Consider the following 22,025-nt stretch of genomic DNA (forward strand, 5'->3'; position numbering starts at 1 on the left):
GGCAGCAGTCTACCGGGTCTTGGGCGGTGCGCGCGCATCAGCGGCAGAGGGTGCCGTCCTTCGGGGGCTTGGCGGAGACGAGGTAGTCGTCGGTGGCCCGGATGATGCAGGGGTTGCCCTGGAGGTAGGCGGTGTGGCCGTCGCCGTCCAGGGAGAGGAGGACGCCCGAGTCGAGCTGGGACGCGAGGGACTGGGCCCACTTGTAGGGGGTGGCGGGGTCGCGCAGGGTGCCGATGACCAGGATGGGGGCCGAGCCCTTGGCGGTGACGGGCTTGGGCTCTTCCTTGGTCTTGGCGGGCCAGTAGACGCAGGGCAGGCCGCCCCAGACGACGAACGAGCCGAATTGGGGGGAGGCCTTGGCGGCCTCGTCGACGGACTTCTTGTAGGTGGTGACGTCCGGCGGGTTGGGCTTGTCGACGCAGTTGACGGCCATGTTGGCGTCGGTCTGGTTGCTGTAGGTGCCGTTCTGGTCGCGTTCGACCAGCTGGTCGGCCAGGAGCAGGAGGGACGTGCCGTCGCCGCGCTGGATGGCCTGGGTGAGGGCCTGGCGGAGGGTGGGCCAGAGCTCCTTGAGGTAGAGGGCCAGGGCGATGCCCATGGTCACCAGGGTCTCGGTGACGGGGCGGGCGTCGCGGCTGTTGGTCAGGGGCTTCTGGTCGGCCTGCTTCTGGAGGGCGGCGACCTTTTCGATGGCGGCCTTGGTGTCGGTGCCGAGCGGGCAGTCGGGGCGCTGGACGCAGTCTCCGACGAACGCGCGGAAGGCCGTTTCGAAGCCCTTGGACTGTTCGACGAGGGTCTGGGTCGCCGATTCCTTGGGGTCGACCGCGCCGTCCAGGGCGAGGGCCCGGACGTTCTGGGGGAACTGCTCGGCGTAGAAGGCGCCGAGGTACGTGCCGTAGGAGGCGCCGTAGTAGGTCATCTTCTTGTCGCCTACGGCGGCCCGGAGCACGTCCATGTCGCGGGCGGCGTTGACGGTGCCCACATAGGGGAGGTGTTCGGCCGCCTTGGCCTTGCAGTTGTCGGCGAACGCCCGGCTCTCGGTGGAGAGCCTGTCGAGCTCGGCCTGGTCGTCGGGCGAGGTGTCGGTGGCGAAGAAGCGGTCGAGCTCGGGCCCGGTCATGCAGCGGACCGGGGCGCTCTTGCCCACGCCGCGGGGGTCGAAGCCGACGATGTCGAAACGTTTGCGCAGGTCGGCACCGAAGATGCGGCCCGTTGAACGGACGAACTCGACGCCCGAGCCGCCGGGGCCGCCCGGGTTGGTGAACAGCGAGCCGATGCGGCTCGACTGGTCCTCGGCGGGCAGGCGGATCAGGGAGAGGCTGAGCTTCTGGCCGCCGGGCTTGGCGTAGTCGAGCGGCACCGAGGCGGTCGTGCACTGGAAGCCGCCGCCGCAGTCCGTCCAGTCGAGCTTCTGGCCGTAGAAGGCGTCGAGGCCGGCCGGCGCGCTCGCCTGGGGTGACGTGGAGGTGGGCTGCCCCGGGTCGTCGCCGTTGCATCCGGTCGCCAACGCGAGCGTCAGCATGACGGCCGCGCTCGTGAACCTCGTCGCCCGCACGTGGGCCCCCGTCTCGTCGTCGCTGCTCGTACGCCCGTGCCTACGCTACGGGGTTCGGGTCGCTACAGCCACGGCTCCGGTCAGCCGTACTGCCGTTCGATGCCGTCCAGCAGCCAGGTCAGCCCCTGCGCGAAGTGCTGCCCGCCCATGATGCCGCGCTTGAAGACGTCCTCCAGATGCGGGAATTCGCCGGACGCGAGCAGGTCGCGGAAAGAGGGTACGCGCGGATCGTCCGCGGCGACACCGCGTTCGAGGCCGGGATGGCTCCTCGCTCCACTGGGCGTCGGCGCCGCCGTCATGATGCCGATCTCCGGCAAGCTGGCCGACCGCCACGGCGCCCGCCTGCTGAGCCCGTTCGGCCTGCTCCTCATGATGTCGGGCACCGTCCTCCTGACCATGGTCGAGCCCGGCACCGCGCGTCTCGCGCTCATGGGCGCCGTCCTCCTGATCGGCCTCGGCCACGGCATCCTGGCCCCGTCCCTCATGGGCACCTCCTACCAGGGCCTCGACCGCGCCGCCATCCCCACCGCGACCACGGGCTCCAACATCCTCATCCGCGTCGGCGGCTCGTTCGGCGTCGCCGCGATCGCGGTCATCCTCCAGACGGCCATCCGCGACCACGTCCCCGGCGCCACCGGCAACCTCAAGGAAGCCACCGCCAGCACCGACACCCACCTGCTGGCCGGCGCCTTCACCGACACCCTCTGGTGGGCGGCCGCCAGAGCCGCCCTGGCCTTCGTCCCCCTCCTCTTTCTCCCCCGCCGCCGTCCCCGTACGGCCTCCGCCGACCAGCCCGCCTCACGAGACACCACCCCCGACACCGCCTCCACCCACTGATGCCGCCCTCAATCTCACCGCCCCGGTAGGCCTATCTGTTCGGCGATGGAGTTGAGGGCTGTGCACGAGCTCGCTGTTCAGAGGAGGTCGTTGAAGCCGTACTCCAGTTCGTCGTCCTCGTCGTCCAACTCGACCCCGGTCCCCTCGGGCAGCAGCGGCGCGGTCAACTCCGGCAACTGGAGTCCTTTCCAGTCAACGGTGACCTTGTACTCGCCGTCCCTCAGCAATGTCTCGTCGAGGAGCACCCACATCCGCTCGTCCAGATCCTCGGGCTCCTCGGCCTCAAGGTCCTCGGTAACCCATTCCAAGGGGCCGCCCGCCAGGGGTGTACCACCGAGGATGCGGCGATCCGCGTCCCAGCGGATCTCGGACAGGCCGGGGATCTCCAGCCTGAGGAACCGGTAGAGGTCCCGCTCGACCGAGAGCACGCCTTGCTGATACGTGCGGATGTCCAACGTCGCCGACGAGTTGAGGTTCCACCCGGTCCGCAGGACGTCGTCAACGGCTTCTTCGATCTCCGGAAGCTTGCTGGCCACCGTCAGACCGCCCCATCCGCCACCACCCTGAAAGAACGAGTCCTCGAACACGTAGAAGCTGTACATCGTTCTGCCTCACTGAGCGTCGCCCGAAAACGATCACCCTAGGACGGCATCGAAGCCACAGCTCCCGAACCACTCAAACCGTCATGGCGACGCGGGGACCGGACGCGTCGTTACCTGCGCTCCGCTAGTTGGGCCGCTCACACGTACCTGAGCCAGGAGCTTGGGCGAACGCTTTGGGTGGGTGGCTGGAGGTGCGGGTGGGTGAGGGATTGGGGACCGGTCGGGGGCCGGACGCACCCGCTCTTGGCGTCTGGAACCCGACCGGCTTGGCGTGGGCCCGGCCGGGATCGGGGGCCTCACCCGGGATCGGGCCACGCCTCAGGAGCGGTGCTGCGGTCTCAGCACAGCCCCTGGTCTTGGAGAACCACCGGGTTGGAGTGGGGAGCAGCCCGCGGGCCGCGCCGCACGTGCGGAACGTCGAGCGTTCGGGTGGTTCTGGGTTTCTAGCGGGTCAGTTTGAGGAGGAACTCGACCTGGCCGTTGTCCTCGGTCTGGATCGGGCCGACGCTCGGGTTGGCGATGCCGTAGTCGGCGAACTTCACGGGGATCGTCCCGCTCACCTCGACCGTGTCGGCGCCGGTACGGGACGCGGTGACGTCGAACGTGACGGCCTTCTCGGCGTTCTTGAGCTTCAGCGTTCCGGTGGCCTTCGCGGTGACTTTGGCGCCGGCCGCGGGGACGGAGCCGAGGTCGATCGGCTCGGTCAGGGTGAACGTGGCGTTCGGGTAGGTCGAGACCTCCATGATCCGGCCCTGGAACTGCTGGTCGCGCCGGTCCTCGTCGCTCTTGACCGTGCCGAGGTCCACCGTGAACGAGCCCTTGTCCACCTTGGTCCCGCTCAGGGTGAGGTCGCCGGTGACGTCGCTCGTGCGGCCCACGGCCTCGACCTTCTGGCCGAAGAGCACCTCCTTGACGCGGTATCCGGCCTGCGAGCCGGTCCCGACCTTCCACGTGCCGTCGACCGCGGTCGCCTGTCCGGTGCCCTGGGTGGCGCCCGAACTGACCGAGAGCCGCTCGGGCGCGTCCTCGTGGATGTAGTTGATATAGACGAAGGGACCGCCGACCACGAGGACCAACGCCACGATGGTCCCGATCAGCGTCCAACGTTTCCAATGCCGCCTCATGGAGTCCATGGATACGTGCCGACCAGGCAACTCCGCATAAAGCGTTCATGAGAATCGGCTGAGAGGTCAGCCGCCGTCGGTCCCGGAACGTTTGCCGGGCCCGGGGCCGCCGTTCTGGCCGGGTCCGCCATTTTGGCCGGGGCCGCCATTGCCTCGCTGGGGCGCCAGGGACGCGCACGCCTGCATAGCCTTCTGCTGATCCGCCGACATGGAGGGCCGGTTGGTCGGCCTGCCGGAGGGCTTCCCGCTCGGCGGGGTCCCGGTCGGGCGGCCGGTCGGACGGTCGGAGGGATTGCCGCTGGGGCGGTCGCCCGGGCCGCGGTTCGGCATCGTGACGCCCTGCTTCTCCAGGCAGGCACGGAACGCGGACATCTGGTCGTTCCCGTTCGAAGGCTGTGCGGACGCCGACGCGTTCCCACCGGCGTCGTCGCCGCCGCACGCCGCGGCGCCGAGCAGCAGGCCTCCGAGCACGGCCGCGCCACCGGCGAGCCTCATCCTCTGCGCTGTGAACATCACGTTCTCTCCTCTTCATGGGCCCAGGGCCCTCGTTGATCAGTCATGACGCGTCCTCAACAGTTCGAAGGACGCGCGCCCCGCCCAGCGCCAGGCCGGGCCGGTTCGCGGCGTGGCCGGTGGGCTTGAACGGGTGCGCGCCGAGCCGTGGCCGTACGAGTGGGCCGCCGCCTTGCGTTGGTCGGAGCGACGCCGGGCGAGGGGGGCGGGGGTCAGGGACGGCGGGTCTGGGTGGAGCCGCCCTGGTTGATCGTGGTGGCGGTGACCGAGCCGTCCTGGCCGGTGGCGCCCCGGACGGTGATCGCGGCGCCGGACTTCAGGTCCTTGAGGGCTCCCGCCTTCGTGACCTGGACCTCCGTCGAGCCGCTGGTCTTGACCGTGACGGTCTTGCCGTCGGCCGTACGGAGGTAGACGGTGTCGCCGCTGACCTTGACGACGGTGCCGGTCGTCATCTGCCCGCCGAAGCCGTTCCCGCGCGTTCCGCCGTTGCCGGGCATGTTCTGGCCACCGTTGCCGGGCACGTTCTGGCCGCCGCCGAAGGCGTTCCCCGGGGGACCGCCGCCGTAGGGGCGGTTGCCTCCGGCGGCGCCCGGATAGGCGCCGGCGCGCGGGATGGCGGAGTCGTCGTTGGACCAGGCCTTCTCGGCCTGGACGCCACCGAGGAAGCCGGCCACCAGGAGGACGCCGGCCGCCAGGTACGCGGTGGCGCCGGGGAGGGCCCGCGGGCGCGGCGCGGCGGCCAGTTCGGCCTCCAGGTCGCCCTTGAACGGGGAGTTCGCCAGCAGGTCGGGCTCGTCGGGCTTCATGGGTCTCCTCGGATCACTCATGGCGGAGTGCCTCGATCGGGCGCAGTTTGGCCGCGCGGCCGGCCGGCATGCTGCCGAAGAACAGGCCGATGGCGACCGACACCCCCAGCGCGAGCAGGATCGACGACGGCACGATGACGGGCTTCACGCCGACGATCGTGAAGCGGCTGCCGATCACTCCGGCGACGACGCCGAGCACGCCGCCGAGGAGGCTGAGGACGGTGGCCTCGGCGATGAACTGGCCGAGGATCGCGCCGCGCGGCGCGCCGATCGCCTTGCGGATGCCGATCTCTCTGGTGCGTTCGGTGACGGTGACCAGCATGATGTTGGTGATCCCGATGCCGCCGACCAGCAGGCTGATGGCGGCGACGGCGCCGAGCAGGACGGTGAACGTCCTGTTCGACTCGGTGACGGCCGACTGGATGCTGGCCTGGTTGGTCACCTGGAAGTCGGGCGTGCTCGTGATGTCGTGGCGCTGGTTGAGGATGTCGGTGACCTCGGCCTGCGCGGCGTCGACGACGTCCGAGTCGCGCGCCTCCACGACGATCTGGTCGAGCCCGCCGTAGCCGGTGAGGGTCTCGCGGACGGCGGCGATCGGGGCGATGACGACGCTGTCGGCGTCCGTGAACGCGAACGACGACGAGCCGCTCTCCTTGAGGACGCCGACCACCGTGAAGCGGATGCCGGACACGGTGAGCCGCTGCCCGACGGCGTTCGAACGCCCGAAGAGCTCCTCGGCGACGCTGCTGCCGATCACGGCGACCTTGCCGTCGTCGGCGCTGAACACGGCGCCCTGCTGGACGACCTTGTTCGCGGCCGGGAAGTACGACGGGGTCGTGCCGACGAACTGGTCGATGGTCGCGCTGGTGCCCTCGTACGTCGCGGTCACCTGCGAGGAGTTGACGACGGGGGACGCGCTCTTGACGGACGGCGCGTTCACCTCGTCGACGAGCGCGGCGGCGTCCGCCATGGTCAGGTCGCGTGCCTGGGTCCGCGGGCCACTGCTCTGGCCGGTGCTCATGCCGGGCGGTCCGCCGCGGAAGCCGCCGCCTCCCACGCCGCCTCCCCCGCCGCCCCCGCCGCCGCCGGTGGTCGACTTGGTGATGGTGATCGAGTTGGCGCCGAGCCGCTGGATGCTCTTCTTGATCGCCTCGGACGAGCCGTTGCCGACCGCGACCAGCAGGATCACCGCGCCGACGCCGATCAGGATGCCGAGCGTCGTCAGGGCGCTGCGCATCTTGTTGGCGCCGAGGCCGCGCAGGGCGAACCGCAGTACTTCGAACGGGCTCACCGTGCTCCCTCGCTGACCCAGGCCAGGCGCGGCGGCGGCGCGGCGACGTCGGCGGAGCGCACGTCCTCGACGACGCGGCCGTCGACCAGCCTCATCACCCGCTTGGCGTGCGCGGCCACCTCGTTCTCGTGCGTGATCACGACGATGGTGCGGCCGGACATGCTGAGCCGGTCGAAGATCGCCAGCATCTCCGCGGTGGACGTGCTGTCGAGGGCGCCCGTGGGCTCGTCGGCGAGCAGCAACGTCGGGGCGGTGACGAGGGCGCGGGCGACGGCGACGCGCTGCTGCTGGCCGCCGGAGAGCTCGTTCGGCTCGTGCCCGACCCGCGCCTCGAGGCCGACCTCGGCCAGGGCGGCGAGCGCCCGGCGGCGGCGTTCGTCGCGCTTCACGCCGCCGTAGGCGAGCGGCAGCTCGACGTTGGCCTGCGCGGTCATCCGCGGGATCAGGTTGAACGACTGGAAGATGAAGCCGAGCTTGCGGTTGCGCAGGATCGACAACCGCCGCTCGTCCAGCCCGCCGACGTCCAGGCCGTCGAGGAGGTACCGGCCGGCGCTGGGGACGTCCAGGCAGCCGATGATGTTCATCAGCGTCGACTTGCCGGAGCCGGACGCACCCATGATCGCGACGTAGTCGCCGCGTTCGACGGTGAGCGAGACGCCGCGCAGCGCGTGCACGGCGGTGTCGCCCTCGCCGTAGACCTTGGTCACTCCTTGGAGATCCAGAACGGGCGGCTTCCCGTCCCGGACCGAGGCCAAGGCCGGAGCCGGAGCCGGAGCCGAAGCCGGAGCGGGAGGGGTTCCGCGGGGTACCGCGGGCAGGTCGTGTCGGGTCATCGCCGCACCGTCGCCGCGCGGAGCCGGCGGCGGGGCGGGACGGCCCGGCGGGAGGTCGTGCGGGCTCATCGGCGGCCACCGCCGCCGCCCGGCATCCCGCCGCCACCGCCCGGTCCGCCGCCTCCGCCGCCCACGCCCGGGAAGCGGTTGCCGGTGTTGCCGGTCGTGGTCGTGGCGGTGGAGGTGACGACGATCTGGTCGCCCTCCTTCAGGCCCGACTTGATCTCGGTGCCCTGGTCGCCCTTGATCCCGATGGTGACCGTCCTGGTCACGTGGGCGCCGTTCTCGACGGCCGTGACGGTGCTCTGGCCGCCCGCCGTCCGCACCGCGGCGGTCGGCACGTACAGGACGTCCTCGGCGCTGCCGGTGGTGATCTCGACGGTGGCGGTCTGGCCGATCCGGACGCCGGACGGCACGTCGGTGAGGGCGATCGTCACCGGGTAGCTCACCACGTTGTCCGAGGTGGTGGGCGAGATCGCGATCTGCTTGATCTCGCCGGTGGCGGTGGTGCCGCTCAGCGCGTCGAACGTGATCGTGGCTTCCTGGCCGACCTTGAGCTTGGTGGTGTCGGCCTCGGTGAAGTCGCCCTCGATCTCCAGCGACCTGGTGTTGACGAGCTCGATGAAGCCGGACGACGTCGTCGTGGTGGAGCCGCTGCCGGAGGACGGCGTGGACGACGATCCGCCGCCCGACGAGGACGAGCCGTTGGAGGAGGACGATCCCCCGCTCGACGAGGACGAGGACGAGGAGCCGCTCGAGGAGTCCCCGACGTTGCCGTTCACCTGCGTGACCGTTCCGGCGAACGGCGCCTTGATGACGGTGCCGGAGTAGGTCTGCTGCGCCGACCGGTAGGAGTTCTTGGCCTGCACGTAGCTGGAGTACACCTGCGCGTACGACGCGGACGACGACGAGGTGGCGTCGAGCTTCTCGGCCGCCGCGTCCAGGCTGAGCTGGGCCGCCTTGAGGCTGTCCAGCGACGCGGTCTGGTCGAGCCGGGCCAGGGTCTCGCCCTTGGAGACCTTCTCCCCGACCTTCACCGCGATCCCGCTGACGGTGCCGGAGGCGCCGAAGCTGAGCGACCTCGTCTGCGAGCTGGCGACGGCGCCCGAGGCCGAGACCGTCGATTCGACCGTTCCGCGCGTCACCCGGGAGACCCGTTGTTGTCCCTGCTGCGCGGCGGCCCCGTCATCGGCCAGCGATAGATAAGCGGCGCCGACGCCACCGGCCAGCAGCACGCCGAGGGCGCCGTTGACCAGCAGGGTTCTGCGCTTGAACGGCGATTTCATGCCCGAAGATTCGTGGCTCCGTCTGGGCGAATCGTGATCCGAATCTGAGATTTCGATGAGATCCGGTCCGGCGGGGCCGAAATAGCGTGAGAGGGGGCGCTGTTGCCCGGTTATGGGCTCACAGAAGACTCGCGTGCGGATCGAGCGCAGCGGCAAGCGCGTTCGTGCCTACCTCGGGGGCCGGGTGGTGGTCGACACCGTCCGGCCTTCACTCGTCTGGGAGGTTCCCTACTACCCCGCCTACTACGTGCCACTGGCCGACGTGCGGGCGGACCTGGTGGAGGTCGGGCCTGGTGAACGTTCACCGAGCCGCGGCGAGTCCACCACCTACACGATCAAGGTGGACGGGCACGAGGCGGCGGGAGCGGCGACCCGCTACCCGGACTCTCCGGTGGAGGAGCTCCGCGACCTGGTACGGATCACGTGGGACACGATGGACGCCTGGTTCGAGGAGGACGAGGAGGTCTTCATCCACCCGCGGTCCCCGTACGCGCGGATCGACATCCTGCCGAGCTCGCGGCACGTCCGGGTCGAGGTGGACGGGGTGACGGTGGCGGAGTCGGGCAACGCGCGGCTGCTGTTCGAGACCGGGCTGCCGACGCGCTACTACCTGCCGAAGACCGATGTGCGCATGGACCTGCTGGAGCCGACCGAGACCTCGACCGGCTGCCCCTACAAGGGCTTCGCCGAGTACTGGGCGATCCGGGCCGGGGGCGGCCTGCACAAGGACCTCGCCTGGTCCTACCCGACGCCGCTGCCCGAGAGCGAGCGCGTGGCCGGGCTGGTCTGCTTCTACAACGAGAAGCTGGACATCTTCGTGGACGGCGTCCTCCAGGAACGCCCGAAGACACCTTTCTCCTGATGGGCAAGGCACGGCGCATCGACCACTGGAAGAACCCGGACGCGCCCAAGCCGACCACCCGCAGGCCGTCGGCGAGCGTGCTCGTCCGGGACATGACGGGCCGTGTCCTCCTGCTGCGCCGCCCCGACAACGGCCTGTGGACCATCCCGACCGGCGGCCTGAAGAAGGGCGAGACGGCCACCGAGTGCGGCGTGCGGGAGTGCCACGAGGAGACCGGCGTCGAGATCGAGATCACGGGCCTCGTCGGCGTCTTCACCACCCCCGACCACGTGATCGAGTACGTGCGGAAGGGGAAGACCGAGGTGCGGCAGCCGGTGAACATCTGCCTGCACGCCCGGCCGGTCGGAGGCGAGCCCACCACGACCGACGAGGCCTCGGAGGTGCGCTGGGTGACCCCCGCCGACCTCGACTCCTACGACATCCACCCGGCGCTGCGCCGCCGCATCGACCACGGGCTCAGCCTGGGCAGACCCCACGTGGACTGAGAGCCCCCGGGCGCCCTTCTTCCGACTCCTCACCGAGGTCACAAGTCGGGGGAACGTTTTGTCAACGAGCTTTACACCAACTGATGTCTCGTCTTGAGATGGTGTGATGCCGGTCCCTTTTGTCCGGGAGGGCTTGCCCTGAGCTTACGGCTACGTAACCGTAGGTTACTCAAACGTAGGTTCGTGCCGTTCGGGGGAGGCCCTTTGACCACGACCCCGCTCCACCGCCGCTTGGGAGACGCCGCCCGCTGGCTCACCACACCGTTGCTGCCCGAGGACTACCTCGCCCTGGTCAACCCGCTCTGGTCGACCGCGGAACTGCGCGGCCGGATCGAGACGGTCAGGCACGAGGCCCCCGGCGCCGCGACCGTGGTGATCCGCCCGGGGCGCGACTGGCCGGGCCACCGGCCGGGCCAGTGGCTGAAGATCGGGATCGACATCGACGGGGTCCGCCACTGGCGTACGTTCTCGCTGTCGTCGCCGCCCCGCGCGGACGGCCTCATCACGATCACGGTCAAGGCGACGTCCGACGGCCTGGTCTCCCGCCACCTCGTGCACCGGGCCCGGCCCCGCACCATCGTCCGGCTGTCCCCGCCGGAAGGTGACTTCGTCCTTCCCGATCCGCTGCCCGGCCGGCTGCTCTTCGTCACCGCGGGCAGCGGCATCACCCCGGTCATGGCCATCCTGCGCGGCCTCGCCGCCCGGAGGAGCACGCCGGACATCGACGTGAAGCCGGACGTGGTGCTGATCCACTCGGCCCGGACGCCGGACGAGGTCATCTTCGGCGCGGAGCTCCGGAGCCTGGCCGGGCGGCTGCCCTGGCTGCGGCTGTACGAGCGGCACACCGCGGCCGACGGGCGTTTCAAGCCCGCCGAGCTGCCCGACGTGTGCGCCGACTGGGACGAACGCGAGACCTGGGCGTGCGGGCCCGGCGACCTGCTGGACGACCTCACCGCGCACTGGGAGTCGGCCGACGCCGCCCATCGGCTCCGCCTGGAACGATTCCGTCCCGTGCTCGCGGTCACCGACGGCGAGGGCGGCCGGGTCAGCTTCACCAAGAGCGGTGTCGAGGTCGACGCCGGCGGGGCGACACCGCTGCTGGAGGCCGGGGAGGGCGCGGGCGCGCTGCTGCCCAGCGGGTGCCGCATGGGCATCTGTTACAGCTGCGTCGGCCGGTTGTGCTCCGGCAAGGTCCGCGACCTGCGCACCGGCGAGGTGCACGGCGAGGAGGGCCACATGATCCAGACGTGCGTCTCGGCGGCGGCCGGACCTGTGGAAATCGAGCTCTGAAGGAGGCGATCATGACCATCACCACGTTGAACGGGCAGCGCCCCACCATCGCGAGCACGGCGCATCTGACGCCCTCGGACTACGAGGCCATCGCGGAGGAGCTGGACGCCCTCCGCGAGGAGATCAGCGCCGAACTGGGCGACCGCGACTCCGCGTACATCCACCGCGTCATCCGGGTCCAGCGCGGCCTGGAGATCGCCGGCCGCGCGATGTTGTTCGCCTCGTCGCTGCCGCCCGCGTGGATCGCCGGGACCGCGACCCTCTCGGTCGCCAAGATCCTGGAGAACATGGAGATCGGGCACAACGTCATGCACGGCCAGTGGGACTGGATGCGCGATCCCAAGATCCACTCGACCACGTGGGAGTGGGACAACGTCTCCCCCGCCGAGCAGTGGAAGCACTCCCACAACTTCATCCACCACACGTTCACGAACGTGCTCGGCAAGGACAACGACGTCGGCTACGGCATCCTGCGCGTCACGCCCGAGCAGGACTGGCACCCGGTCAACATCCCGCAGCCGATCTACTGCGCGCTGCTGGCGATGTTCTTCGAGTACGGGGTGGCGCTGCACGACCTGGACTTCGACAAGATCCGGGAGGGCACGAACGACCCGGAGGAGACGCAGCGGAAACTGCGCGCCATCGGACGCAAGATCCGGCGCCAGTGGGCCAAGGACTACGTGGCCTTCCCGCTGCTGACCGGCCCGCAGTTCCTGTCCACGCTGGCCGCCAACTTCACCGCCAACATCGTGCGCAACGTGTGGGCGCACTCGATCATCTTCTGCGGGCACTTCCCCGGTGAGGTGGAGGTGTTCGAGGAGGAGATCCTGGAGGGCGAGACCAGGGGCGAGTGGTACGTCCGCCAGCTGCTGGGGTCGGCCAACATCTCCGGCGGGAGGTTCTTCCACCTCATGACCGGCAACCTCAGTCACCAGATCGAGCACCACCTCTTCCCCGACCTGCCGAGCAACCGGTACGCCGAGATCGCGCCGCGTGTCCGGGCCCTGTGCGACAAGTTCGACCTGCCGTACCACACCGGGCCGCTGCGCAAGCAGATCGGCAGCACCTGGGGCAAGATCGTGCGCTACGCGTTCCCCGGCGGCGACCGGACCCCGACACCTCGGCCGGACGACCTGTAGGGAGGGCCGGGCCTGGCGGAGTGGAGAGGCGGGTCCCAGGGGCAGATTGCCATTCCTTGGACGGGAAGTACACAGGGGCGTCTGTTAATGACATCCTTCGACGAAACAACGCACCCCGCCCGGCCCCCGGAGTAACTGCGTGCCCAGCCCTTCCCCCGTCCCGCCTCCCCACCCTGATGACGCACGATCCTGGCCCGAGTTCACCGCGCGGCTCCGCGAGCTGCACGCATGGTGCGGCTCTCCGAAATACCGGGCCCTCTGCAGCCGCACCACCGGGCTGTCGCCGGCGGCGGTGTCCACGCTCATCGGCAAGAACCCCCTCTCCCAGCCACCCGAAACGGCCGCCCAGCGGTTCGTGCTCGCCTGCCTCACCTACCGCGATCTCCCGGCCGCCTCGGACGGGCGGACGCCCCCGTTCGACGCCCACGCCGAACTGGCCCGCTGGAAGGACCGCTGGCGAAGCCTGTCCAGCGCGGCCGTTCCCGAGGACAGGCCGGTCAGGATCCCCGAGCAGCAGGTCCACCTGTCCGGCGTTCCGGAGAACGATCGGACCACGAGAGCCGAACGCGCCGCGGACCCGCCGTCCGCCTCGGCCCCGGCCCCCGCTCCGGGACTTTTACCGGCTCGCGCGGAGGGTCACGAGGCCACGTTCAGAACGGAACGCTCCAGCCGTCGCAGCCGCCTCCCGGTCGCGATCGTCTCCGCGACCGCGACGGCGGCGGTGTTCCTGCTCGCCGGGTTCCTCACCGAGGAGACGCCCGACCCCGACAAGGAGTGCCTCTACGTCCGGGGCACGATCCCGGACGCCCGGCTCGACCTTCGCTGGAGCGGCTTCTACCAGTGCCCGGACAAGGTCGGCGCGGCCGTCTACGCGACCGACGCCCCGGACCACGTCATCGGGTACGTGGACACCGACCCGGGCCGTCTCATGTGCTGGACGCGCGGGAGGAAGCACAGCGGCAGCGACATCTGGTACTACACGCGGGCGGACCGGTCGGTGGCGCGGCCCGAGCTCAGGGGGTGGGGCTTCATCCATGCCGACGACGTCCAGACCGACGAGCATCCGGCCACCCACGTCACCCGTGAATGCGCTTTCTTGTAGCCCGTCCCACCTCGTCAGAACACGTTCAGAACGGCTCTGAACCACATTCGGCCAACAGAAGTGAACGATCAGGCCCGGTGCCGCCTCTAACTCACAGCGGACGCCCACCAGCCGGGTCCAGACGGGGAACCCGGCCCGCCGCCTCGTTGGTCAGGTGGCACGAGCGGGCCCGCACGGGGAGAGGTGACGGAACGGGTGGAGTTTCGAATCTTGGGACCGCTGCAGGCGTGCGCCGCGGAGCGGCCGATTCGGATCGGGGGGCTCAGGCAACAGGTCGTCCTGGCGACGCTGCTTCTGGCGTCCGGCCGGGTGGTCCCCACGGACCGCCTCATCGAGGCGGTGTGGGAGGACGACCCGCCCGCCTCCGCGCGCACGCAGGTCGCCATCGCGATCGCGGCGCTGCGGCGCGCGTTCGAGAAGTCGGGACGGGACGGGCTCATCGAGACGGTGACGCCCGGGTACCGGCTGCCGGACGAGCGGGTCTGGACCGACGCGTGGACGGCGGAGGACCGGGTGGCCGAGGCGCGTGCCGCCGCGGCGGCCGGACGGCCCGACGAGGCGGTGCTCTACTACCGCGGGGCCCTCGCGTTGTGGCAGGGCCCGGTGCTCACCGGTCTCGACCGCTCGACCGTCGTGAACGCGGCGCGCTCCTGGGAGGAGCTGCGGCTGACCGTGCACGAGGAGGCCGCCGAGATCGACCTCGCGCGCGGCCGGCACCTGAATCTGGTGGCGACGCTGATGCCACTGGTCGGCGAGCAGCCCTACCGGGAGCGGCTGCGCGCCCTGCTGATGCTGGCCCTCGTTCGGAGTGGACGCCGGACCGAGGCGCTGTCCGTCTACCGGGACGGCAGGCGGATCCTCGCCGGCGAGCTCGGCCTCGAACCGGGACGCGGCCTGCGCGATCTGCACGAGGCGATCCTCCGTGACGACGCGTCCCTGTACCCGCCCGCGGTCCCCGCCTGGACGTCCACCACCGTGGCGGGCCCCCTCACCCCGTTCGTCCCCGCCCCACGCAGGCCCCCGGCTCCGGCTCCCGCCGCCTCTTCGCCCCAGCACACGGCCCTGGCGGACGTGCCGCGGCGTCCGAGCCACACGTCGCGCCGTTCTCCGGTGCGCAGCACTCGGGTGGCTCGCGGGCCCGCACGGGCCGCACGCCGTTCCTGGTCCTGAACGGGAGCGCGCTGGTCGCTCATCACGAGGTCCCGGAGGACATCCGAAGGCGAGAGAGCGCGCCGCCCACAGACCGTGGGCGGCGCGCTCTCTCGCGCCGGATCGCGCACGCGGCGGTGACGGGAGCGGGTGCGGGCCGCGTGCGCGATCAGCTCATGAGCAGTACGCGATGCTCTTGCCCTTGTTGTCCTTGGGCCGCCCCGAACCCTTGCCCAGGCGCGACGCCGGAACCCAGCCGGAGATGTCGCCGGAGTCGAGGTCGGTGTAGAGCCAGTACTTGCTCTTGGCCACCGAACGGCCCAGCGCGGTGCAGAAGACGTAGCTGCTGCCCTTGTTCAGGGTGCCGGCCTTCGCCGTGCTGGACGGCCCCCGGTAGGCGTTGCCCTTCGACTTCATCGTGACGTAGACCTTCTTGGGAGCGCACTTGTTCGCGCTCTTGACGTTGTTCCACTCCTTGTTCGAGCCGGTGTACTTCTTGCCGTCGAAGGACGCGGCGACCCGCTCGGCACCCGAGTAGCCCCAGGTGACGCTGCCGTTGTTGTTCTTGTCGTAGCCCTGCTCGTAGTGCAGGTGCGGGTGCTTGTTCGCGGTCGGGCCGGTCTTGCCGACGGCGCCGATCTTGGTACCCCGGTAGATCACGGTGCCCTTGCTGACCGACCGGTACTTCATGTGCAGGTAGGTCGTGTAGTGGCGGCCGGAGTGACGGATCTGGACGACGTTGCCGGCGTTGTTGTGCCAGAACGACGCCACCACGGTGCCGGCCGCCGGAGCCAGCAGCGCGGCGCCCTCGGTGCCGTGCTGGGTCGGCTCCTTGACCATGTCGAGCGCGGGCGAGTGCGCCCAGGAGTTCAGCTGCCACTTCTGCCCGCACGCGAACGGAAGCTGGTACGTCGGCGCCGCCTGCACCTCGACGTCGGCGTTGGTGTTGGCCGAGGGGGCCGCTTTGGACTCGGGTGAGTCCGGGAGGGCCGCGATCAGGCCGCCGCCGAGGGCGGCCGTCGCGACACCGGCGATGACAAGCCGGTTCAGGGGGATGCGCATGGGTCTCGTCTTTCGTCGGGGTTCGGTAAGGAATGCCGTGATCGCTGACGCGGCAGGGCCGCTCGCCCGCGTGGCCGCTGTCCCGATCGGTCTCCGGCCACTACTTCGACGTGGTCGTTCTGTCTCCGAGGGAATCTCCGCCCGTCCGGCGGTGATCACCGTAGGGACGGGCGTTATGGATCTCTTTACGATCCGATAAGCACTCGATAAGCACCCGGCCTGACCGGCCGTGACGGCCCCTCGACGACGTCACCGACGGCCCCCCGGCGGTGACGGCATGGGCCGGTGTGAACCAGAGTGGCGGGCGTTTCGTCAGATAGACCCGGAAACCCAGCCCAGGTTCCATTGGAGCGTCACGTGTCCACCCCAGCCCCACCAACACCGCCGCCTGACCCCGAAGGCGTCACGTCGTGGTCCGAGTTCACCGCTCGCCTGCGCGAACTGTACGAGTGGTGCGACTCACCGAAGTACCGTGCTCTCTCGGGCCGCGTCACCGGCCTCTCCCCCGCCGCCATCTCCAATCTCATCGGCCGGAACCCTCTGGTCAGGCCACCGGAGTCGGCATCGCTGCGCTTCATCGAGGCCTGTCTCAGGTTCCGCGGCCACCCCGAGGCCGAGGCCGAGCTCGCCCGCTGGAAGGCGCGTTGGGACGGCCTCGCCGAACACCAGGGAACGGCCGCCCAGTCCCCGGCGGACTCCCTCGCGGCGCCGCGGGCGGCCGCCCCGCCGCCCGCTCCGGGCCTGGACGGTGATCAGGGCCACGGTTCCGATCAGCCGCCCGCGCCGGTGCTCACATCCGGCCGGATCGACGCAGGACGACGTCGCGCGTCGGTTCCGCCGGCGGCGCTCGCGGGCGTCGCGGCGCTCGTGGCTCTGGCGACCGCCGCCGTCGTCCTCGTGTTCACCGGCGACGACGCGCCCGAACCGCCCGCCACCGGCGGAACGACGGAGAGCGGCGCGCGGCCGGTGAGCAACGCCGCGGCCGGCGAGATCTGCCAGCCCCTGGACAACGACATCCACACGGATCCGCGGCACCGGCGGCTCTGGAAACAGGTCTTCCGGTGCGCGAACCTGCCCGACTCCCCCCTCTTCGAGGAGCCGCGCTCCACCAGCACCCAGGTCGGGCACATGGAGTCCATCCGCAGCTGGTTCGTCTGCTGGATCCGCGGCGAGCGGCACTCCGGCGGGAACGACATCTGGTACTACAGCCAGGGCGACGAGGTCTCGGCGAAGCCCGAGCACGAGGGCTGGGGATTCATGCCGGCCTCCCGCCTGCTCTCCACCCGGCACCCCAATCCCGGCGTGCTGCGCCAGTGCCCCTTCAAGTGAACCGTCACCACCTGCGTGAACGCCGTTCTGAACGGCGCTGAACCGGGCCGGTCATCGATCTCCGGACGGGCCCGGACCGATCATGTTTGGCTACTCGCGTCCTGCCGGGGGCAGCGACTCCGAGGCCGTTCAGGGACGTAGGGCCGAGTACGGAAGGGAAAGCCGATCCGGTGGACATTCACATATTGGGCCCGATGCAGGCCGCCGAGGGGGACCGGCGGATCGAGCTCCCGGGGGTGCGTGCGCGGCTCGTCCTGGCGATGCTCCTCCTCGAACCCGGACGCGTGGTCGCGACCGAGCGCCTCGTCGAGGCGATCTGGGAGGCCGAGCCGCCGCCGTCGATGCGCACGCAGATCGCCATCGCGGTCTCCGGGCTGCGGCGCACGTTCCGCGAGGCCGGTCTCGACGACGTGATCGAGACCGTGAGCCCCGGCTACCGCCTCCGCGCCGGCGCCGTCCGTACCGACGCGAGCGTCGCCGAAGAGCGGGTGGCGGCGGCCCGTGACGCCGCGACCGCCGGCCGGACCGGCGAGGCCGTCCGGCTCTACCACGCCGCGCTGGCGCTGTGGCGCGGCCCGGTCCTCGCCGGGCTGGACAGCGCGCCGCTGGCCACGGGGGCCCTGCGCTGGGAGGAACTTCGCCTGACCGGCACCGAGGAGCTGGCCGAGCTGGAACTCGTGCGGGGCCACCACCACGAGCTGACCGGGGACCTGATGGCCCTGGTCGCCGAGAACCCGTTCCGCGAGCGGCTGCGCGCCCAGCTCATGACCGCGCTGGCCCGCTCCGGACGGCAGGCCGAGTCGCTGGCCGTCTATCAGGAGGGCCGCCGCATCCTCAGCGACGACCTGGGCCTGGAGCCCGGTCGTGTGCTGCGCGACCTGCACGAGGCGATTCTGGCGGACGCGCCCTCCGTCCAGCAGCGGCTCACCTCGCCGTGGGAGACCATGCCGCCGGCCGACCGGCCCACGGCACCGAGTTTCCGGCTGGGGGCCTGCCGCCAGCGCCCTCGCCATGGCCGGCGCCGGACGGGCGGCCTCCGCCGTGCCGCCACCCTGCACGGCCCCCGCTGATCTCTCCCCGCGGTCCGCGCGTACGGCCGGAGGAACCGGACCGCGTCGCGGCGGGCCCTCGATCGGTCATCGCCCCGCCGGAGGGTCTTCACCAGGCTCGGACGCGCCTTCCCCCGCCTCCCGCCGGGCCTCCGAGGAGTCGGTGCCGGTGGCGGTGGTGTCGCCGCCCGCGTTGTAGTGGGCGTCGTGCTGCTTGCGCGGCGAGCAGACCGACGCCGACGGGCACGAACAGCGGCCGCCGCTGCTCAGGCGCACCGTGACCTGGTCGGACGGGACGTTGCGGCCGACCACCTGGCCGGGCCCTTCGGGCGTCTCCACCCGTTCGCCGAGCGCGGGCATACGTTCGTGCGCCTGCACGTAGAGCGGGTGCTCGTACTTGAGGCAGCACATCAGCCGCCCGCAGGCGCCCGCGATGCGCAGCGGATTGACCGGCAGGTCCTGCTCCTTGGCCATCCGCACCGAGACCGGCTCGAAGTCCTTGAGGAACGTGGCGCAGCACAGGTCGCGGCCGCACGGGCCGATGCCGCCCTGCAACCGGGCCTCGTCGCGCGGGCCGACCTGCCTCAGCTCCACCCGGGCCTTGACGTTGCGCGCCAGGTCGCGGACCAGGGCCCGGAAGTCCACCCGGTGCGGGGCGGAGAAGTAGACCTTGAAGACGTTGTCGGCGTCGAGGTAGTCGACTCCGATGACCTTCATCGGCAGCTCGTGCTTGCGGATGAGGCGCTTGGCGATGCCGCGCCCCTCGGCGCGGCGGCGGCGGTTGGTCTCGTCGCGGGCCAGGTGCTCGTCGCCGGCGAGGCCCTCGCACAACGGCAGGCCACCGATGTCGTCGCTCACCCACTGCGGCGCCCAGACGCACTCGGCCACCTCGGGGCCGGAGTCGGTCGGGACCAGCACCCTGTCACCGACCTTCGGGGAGTGCGCGCCAGGGTCCAGGTAGTAGAGGCGACCGTATCGGGTGAAGCTGACGGCCATCACCATGCCCACGGTTTGTCTCCGTTCGCCCGGATTCGTGCCACAACCCTACGTCGTACCCGCCGGAAGGGAGACGGGCGTCACCAGGCGGCGTCGTCGAGATCCTGCCCCGGTACGGCGGGCCCGCCCTTGACGTACAGGCGGCCGTCGCTCCCCGTGAACAGAAGGTGCCCGCCCGTGGCGTCCACGTCGAGCCGCGCACGGATCGTTCCGGCGGCGCCCCCGCCCCCCCCGGTGCCCGGGCCGTCGCCGGTGCCGCCGCCCTGGGCGGTGCCCGCGCCTTCGCCGCCGCCCGCGACGGGCTGCGACCACAACACCTCGGCGGGCTGCCCCGTCCGTACGGAGAACGTGTGCAGCGCCACCTTGGAGCCGGCGATCACGCCCGCGACGACGTTCTGGCCGTCGCGGCTGAGCACCGCCGTCTCGCTGCCCTCGGGAAGCTTGAGCACCGCCTTGCTCACCACGAGGTCGCCGCCACGGCCCGTGGTGTCGAGCGTGCGCACCTGGTGCCGGATCTCGGTCAGCCTGCCGTTGACCGAGCGCACCGGGTTCCAGACGAACGAGAGCGTGTCGCCCGCCCAGGACAGGCTGCTCAGCCGGGCCGGCGTCCTCGTCGTCCAGGTCGTGCGGGCACCGTCGGCGACGGAGATCACGTCCAGCCGGCTCCGGGTCCCGCGGTACGTCACGTACGCGATCCTGTTGCCGTCCGGCGTCACGGCCAGGTCGGACCAGGCGGTCGACTCCCCGGCCAGATCGGTGCCCGGGATCGCGGCCAGGGACGTGGGACGGCCCTTCTCGTCGAGGACGAGCCGCTGGAAGACGACCTTCCCGCCGGCCTTGGCGGCCACGACGTACCCGCCGTCGGCGCCCGTCGCGACGCGCTGGAACCGCCGGCCCTGCGGGGCGGCGACCGGAACGCCCACGTCCTTGCCGGTACGGGCGTCGCGGACGACCAGGGCGGTGCCGGCCCGGCGGACGCCGACGACGTACCGTGGACCGCTCTTGCCCGGCTTGGGCGCGGATGTGGTCGCCGACTTCGACGCCGCCTTCTTGGGTTGGGAGTCCCCGCGGGCGTTCACGAAGTCGAGGCCGCCGCCCACGACGGCGGCGATGCCCACCGCCGCGGCCACCGGTACCGCGGCACGCCAGGCGCCGCTCAGCCGTCCCGGCCCGCCCGGCTCCGTCCGCCCGGCCTCACGCTCGTCGCTCATGGGGTTGGGTCGCACCGCCCTCTCGCGTCTCGCCCCGAAATTCCGCTCGACAGTTCTATCTCATCCATCTCATGACAAACAGTCATTCCTGGCTGTTCACGCCCAGGTCAACCCGCGAGTGCCAGCGCGGCCTCCGCCGCGTCGACCGCGGATCCGCGGTACGAACCGCCGAACAGGGCGACATGGACGAGCAGCGGGTGCAGCTGATGCAGGGGCACCCGTTCGCGCCATCCCGCGGGCAGGGGGGCGACCTCATCGTAGGCGGCCAGGACGCGTGAGATGTGCGGAGCCCCGAAGAGGGCCAGCATGGCGAGGTCGGTCTCGCGGTGGCCGCCGTGCGCGGCCGGGTCGATGAGCAGGCCACGGCCGCCCGACCACAGAAGGTTGCCCGACCACAGGTCGCCGTGGATGCGGCTGGGCGGCTCCGGCGGCCCCGCCAGGGCGTCGATCTCCTCGATCACCCGCTCGAACAGGCGGACGTCGGACGTGCTCAGATGGCGGGCGCCGCTGCGCAGGAACGGTTCGAGGCGCCGCTCCGCGTACCAGCGCGGCCACGCGACTCCCCCGTCCGCGTCGGTGAGCGTGTTGTCCAGCGGCAGCTCGGCGATGTAGCCGGGCCAGGGCGCCCCGTACTCCGCCGGGCGGGAGGACGAGTGGAGCCCGGCGAGCTCGCGTCCGAACCGTTCCGCCGCCTCGGCCGAAGGCGACTCGGCGGGCAGCCAGGGCAGGACCAGGTGGTGATCGTCGGCCGCCAGGACCTCGGCCACCGGCGTCCCGGGGCCGGCCGCCGCCAGCCAGCGCAGCCCGGCCGCCTCCGCCGCGAACACCCCGGCCTGGTCGTCGGCCGCCTTGACGAAGACCTCGCGGCCGTCGGCCAGCCGTACCCGATGCAGCGTCCAGGCATGGCTGGAGCCGCGGTCGGTGACCCGCTCGGCCGGTACGCCGAGCAGGTCACCGATGCGTTCCCGGTCCAGCACCACCGCTCAGCGTTCCTTGAGCGCGGCCCGGACCTCGTCGAGGAGCCCCGGGACCGCCGCCTCGACCAGGTCGCGAACGTGCTCGAAGTCACTCCGGCCGCCGTAGTAGGGGTCCGGCACGTCCAGGTCGTCGCCCGCGGCCGGGTCGAACTCGCGGAGCAGCCTGATCTTGTCGCGGGCCGCCGCGTCCGGGGCCATCGCGCGCAGGTCCCGCAGGTGCCCGTCGTCCAGCGCGATGATCAGGTCGTAGGTGTCGAACCAGGACGCTTCGAACCGCCGCGCCGCGTGCGCCGACCGGTAGCCCGCCCGCCGCAGGGCCTGCACGGTCCGGTGGTCGGCGTCGTCGCCCACGTGCCAGCCGCCGGTGCCCGAGCTGTCGACCTCGACGTCCAGGCCCTCGTCCGCCACGTGGTGGCGGAAGATCGACTCGGCCATCGGCGAGCGGCAGATGTTGCCCGTGCAGACGAACGTGACGCGATACGGCATACCCCCATCCTGCCCGACGCCGGCGGGGCCGCCCACGGAGG

At 71.2% G+C, this 22,025-nt stretch carries 23 protein-coding genes; 9 read left to right on the forward strand and 14 right to left on the reverse strand.

The genetic code is table 11. The features are described from left to right. Positions 1-37 precede the first annotated feature (37 nt). Positions 38-1,555 (reverse strand): alpha/beta hydrolase, encoded by a 1,518-nt coding sequence (locus ABZ810_RS05460; protein WP_358399531.1) that lies wholly within the window; start codon positions 1,553-1,555, stop codon positions 38-40. Positions 1,556-1,635: 80 nt separating this feature from the next. Continuing rightward, entirely contained in the window at positions 1,636-1,854 is a 219-nt protein-coding gene (locus ABZ810_RS05465) for a TetR/AcrR family transcriptional regulator C-terminal domain-containing protein (RefSeq protein WP_358399533.1), read from the reverse strand. Between ABZ810_RS05465 and ABZ810_RS05470 the strand changes: the two genes are divergently transcribed. Continuing rightward, a complete protein-coding gene (locus ABZ810_RS05470) occupies positions 1,853-2,392 on the forward strand; it encodes a hypothetical protein (RefSeq protein WP_358399535.1) in 540 nt (179 codons plus the stop codon). The two genes, ABZ810_RS05465 and ABZ810_RS05470, sit on opposite strands and share 2 nt — an antisense overlap. 77 nt (positions 2,393-2,469) lie before the next feature. Here ABZ810_RS05470 and ABZ810_RS05475 read toward each other — a convergent pair whose 3' ends face one another. The 7 genes from ABZ810_RS05475 to ABZ810_RS05505 form a co-directional block, all read right to left on the reverse strand. Beyond that, positions 2,470-2,994 carry a hypothetical protein gene (locus ABZ810_RS05475; RefSeq protein WP_358399537.1) on the reverse strand — a complete coding sequence of 175 codons (525 nt, stop codon included), beginning with the start codon at positions 2,992-2,994 and terminating at the stop codon, positions 2,470-2,472. Positions 2,995-3,437: 443 nt separating this feature from the next. Then, on the reverse strand, positions 3,438-4,061 hold the full coding sequence (locus ABZ810_RS05480) for a YceI family protein (RefSeq protein WP_358400311.1): 624 nt from the start codon (positions 4,059-4,061) through the stop codon (positions 3,438-3,440). 123 nt (positions 4,062-4,184) lie between these two features. Continuing rightward, on the reverse strand, positions 4,185-4,631 hold the full coding sequence (locus ABZ810_RS05485) for a hypothetical protein (RefSeq protein WP_358399540.1): 447 nt from the start codon (positions 4,629-4,631) through the stop codon (positions 4,185-4,187). Between the two features lie 212 nt (positions 4,632-4,843). Beyond that, entirely contained in the window at positions 4,844-5,437 is a 594-nt protein-coding gene (locus ABZ810_RS05490; RefSeq protein WP_358399542.1) for a hypothetical protein, read from the reverse strand. A 13-nt stretch (positions 5,438-5,450) separates the two neighbouring features. Then, positions 5,451-6,728, reverse strand: a complete 1,278-nt coding sequence (locus tag ABZ810_RS05495; protein ID WP_358399543.1) for an ABC transporter permease — start codon at positions 6,726-6,728, stop codon at positions 5,451-5,453. Continuing rightward, the gene (locus ABZ810_RS05500) at positions 6,725-7,435 is read right to left on the reverse strand and encodes an ABC transporter ATP-binding protein (protein ID WP_358399546.1); all 711 of its coding nucleotides are present in this window, start codon (positions 7,433-7,435) and stop codon (positions 6,725-6,727) included. Before ABZ810_RS05500 ends, ABZ810_RS05495 begins: the two co-directional genes overlap by 4 nt. Positions 7,436-7,626: 191 nt before the next feature. Beyond that, positions 7,627-8,847 (reverse strand): HlyD family efflux transporter periplasmic adaptor subunit, encoded by a 1,221-nt coding sequence (locus ABZ810_RS05505; protein WP_358399547.1) that lies wholly within the window; start codon positions 8,845-8,847, stop codon positions 7,627-7,629. 133 nt (positions 8,848-8,980) lie between these two features. Between ABZ810_RS05505 and ABZ810_RS05510 the strand changes: the two genes are divergently transcribed. The 6 genes from ABZ810_RS05510 to ABZ810_RS05535 all read left to right on the forward strand — a co-directional run bounded on the left by ABZ810_RS05510 (position 8,981) and on the right by ABZ810_RS05535 (position 14,895). Next, positions 8,981-9,709 carry a DUF427 domain-containing protein gene (locus ABZ810_RS05510; RefSeq protein WP_358399548.1) on the forward strand — a complete coding sequence of 243 codons (729 nt, stop codon included), beginning with the start codon at positions 8,981-8,983 and terminating at the stop codon, positions 9,707-9,709. Further along, complete coding sequence (locus ABZ810_RS05515) at positions 9,709-10,194, forward strand: NUDIX domain-containing protein (protein ID WP_358399550.1); 486 nt, start codon at positions 9,709-9,711, stop codon at positions 10,192-10,194. The genes ABZ810_RS05510 and ABZ810_RS05515 overlap by 1 nt, the downstream gene beginning before the upstream one ends. Before the next feature lie 204 nt (positions 10,195-10,398). Continuing rightward, on the forward strand, positions 10,399-11,484 hold the full coding sequence (locus ABZ810_RS05520; protein WP_358399552.1) for a ferredoxin reductase: 1,086 nt from the start codon (positions 10,399-10,401) through the stop codon (positions 11,482-11,484). Positions 11,485-11,495: 11 nt separating this feature from the next. Next, on the forward strand, positions 11,496-12,623 hold the full coding sequence (locus ABZ810_RS05525) for an acyl-CoA desaturase (protein WP_358399554.1): 1,128 nt from the start codon (positions 11,496-11,498) through the stop codon (positions 12,621-12,623). A gap of 139 nt (positions 12,624-12,762) precedes the next feature. After that, positions 12,763-13,725, forward strand: coding sequence for a hypothetical protein (locus ABZ810_RS05530; protein WP_358399557.1), 963 nt, complete (start codon positions 12,763-12,765; stop codon positions 13,723-13,725). Positions 13,726-13,935: 210 nt separating this feature from the next. Beyond that, entirely contained in the window at positions 13,936-14,895 is a 960-nt protein-coding gene (locus ABZ810_RS05535; protein WP_358399559.1) for a BTAD domain-containing putative transcriptional regulator, read from the forward strand. Between the two features lie 153 nt (positions 14,896-15,048). Here the strand turns inward: ABZ810_RS05535 and ABZ810_RS05540 are convergent, their stop codons facing one another. Continuing rightward, entirely contained in the window at positions 15,049-15,936 is an 888-nt protein-coding gene (locus tag ABZ810_RS05540; protein WP_358399561.1) for a M23 family metallopeptidase, read from the reverse strand. A 357-nt stretch (positions 15,937-16,293) separates the two neighbouring features. On the opposite strand from ABZ810_RS05540, the gene ABZ810_RS05545 reads away from it, so the two are divergent. Both ABZ810_RS05545 and ABZ810_RS05550 read left to right on the forward strand, forming a co-directional pair. After that, positions 16,294-17,265, forward strand: coding sequence for a hypothetical protein (locus tag ABZ810_RS05545; protein ID WP_358399563.1), 972 nt, complete (start codon positions 16,294-16,296; stop codon positions 17,263-17,265). A gap of 194 nt (positions 17,266-17,459) precedes the next feature. After that, the gene (locus tag ABZ810_RS05550) at positions 17,460-18,335 is read left to right on the forward strand and encodes an AfsR/SARP family transcriptional regulator (RefSeq protein ID WP_358399564.1); all 876 of its coding nucleotides are present in this window, start codon (positions 17,460-17,462) and stop codon (positions 18,333-18,335) included. 66 nt (positions 18,336-18,401) lie between these two features. Here the strand turns inward: ABZ810_RS05550 and ricT are convergent, their stop codons facing one another. The 4 genes from ricT to ABZ810_RS05570 form a co-directional block, all read right to left on the reverse strand. Continuing rightward, the gene (gene ricT / locus ABZ810_RS05555; protein WP_358400313.1) at positions 18,402-19,316 is read right to left on the reverse strand and encodes a regulatory iron-sulfur-containing complex subunit RicT; all 915 of its coding nucleotides are present in this window, start codon (positions 19,314-19,316) and stop codon (positions 18,402-18,404) included. A gap of 74 nt (positions 19,317-19,390) precedes the next feature. Then, positions 19,391-20,521, reverse strand: a complete 1,131-nt coding sequence (locus ABZ810_RS05560; RefSeq protein WP_358399566.1) for a hypothetical protein — start codon at positions 20,519-20,521, stop codon at positions 19,391-19,393. Between the two features lie 107 nt (positions 20,522-20,628). Then, a complete protein-coding gene (locus ABZ810_RS05565; RefSeq protein ID WP_358399568.1) occupies positions 20,629-21,501 on the reverse strand; it encodes a fructosamine kinase family protein in 873 nt (290 codons plus the stop codon). Between the two features lie 3 nt (positions 21,502-21,504). Further along, the gene (locus ABZ810_RS05570) at positions 21,505-21,984 is read right to left on the reverse strand and encodes a low molecular weight protein-tyrosine-phosphatase (protein ID WP_358399571.1); all 480 of its coding nucleotides are present in this window, start codon (positions 21,982-21,984) and stop codon (positions 21,505-21,507) included. Between the last annotated feature and the right edge of the window lie 41 nt (positions 21,985-22,025).

Origin of the sequence: Spirillospora sp. NPDC047279 (assembly GCF_040643285.1) — a bacterium.
Taxonomy (GTDB): domain Bacteria; phylum Actinomycetota; class Actinomycetes; order Streptosporangiales; family Streptosporangiaceae; genus Spirillospora.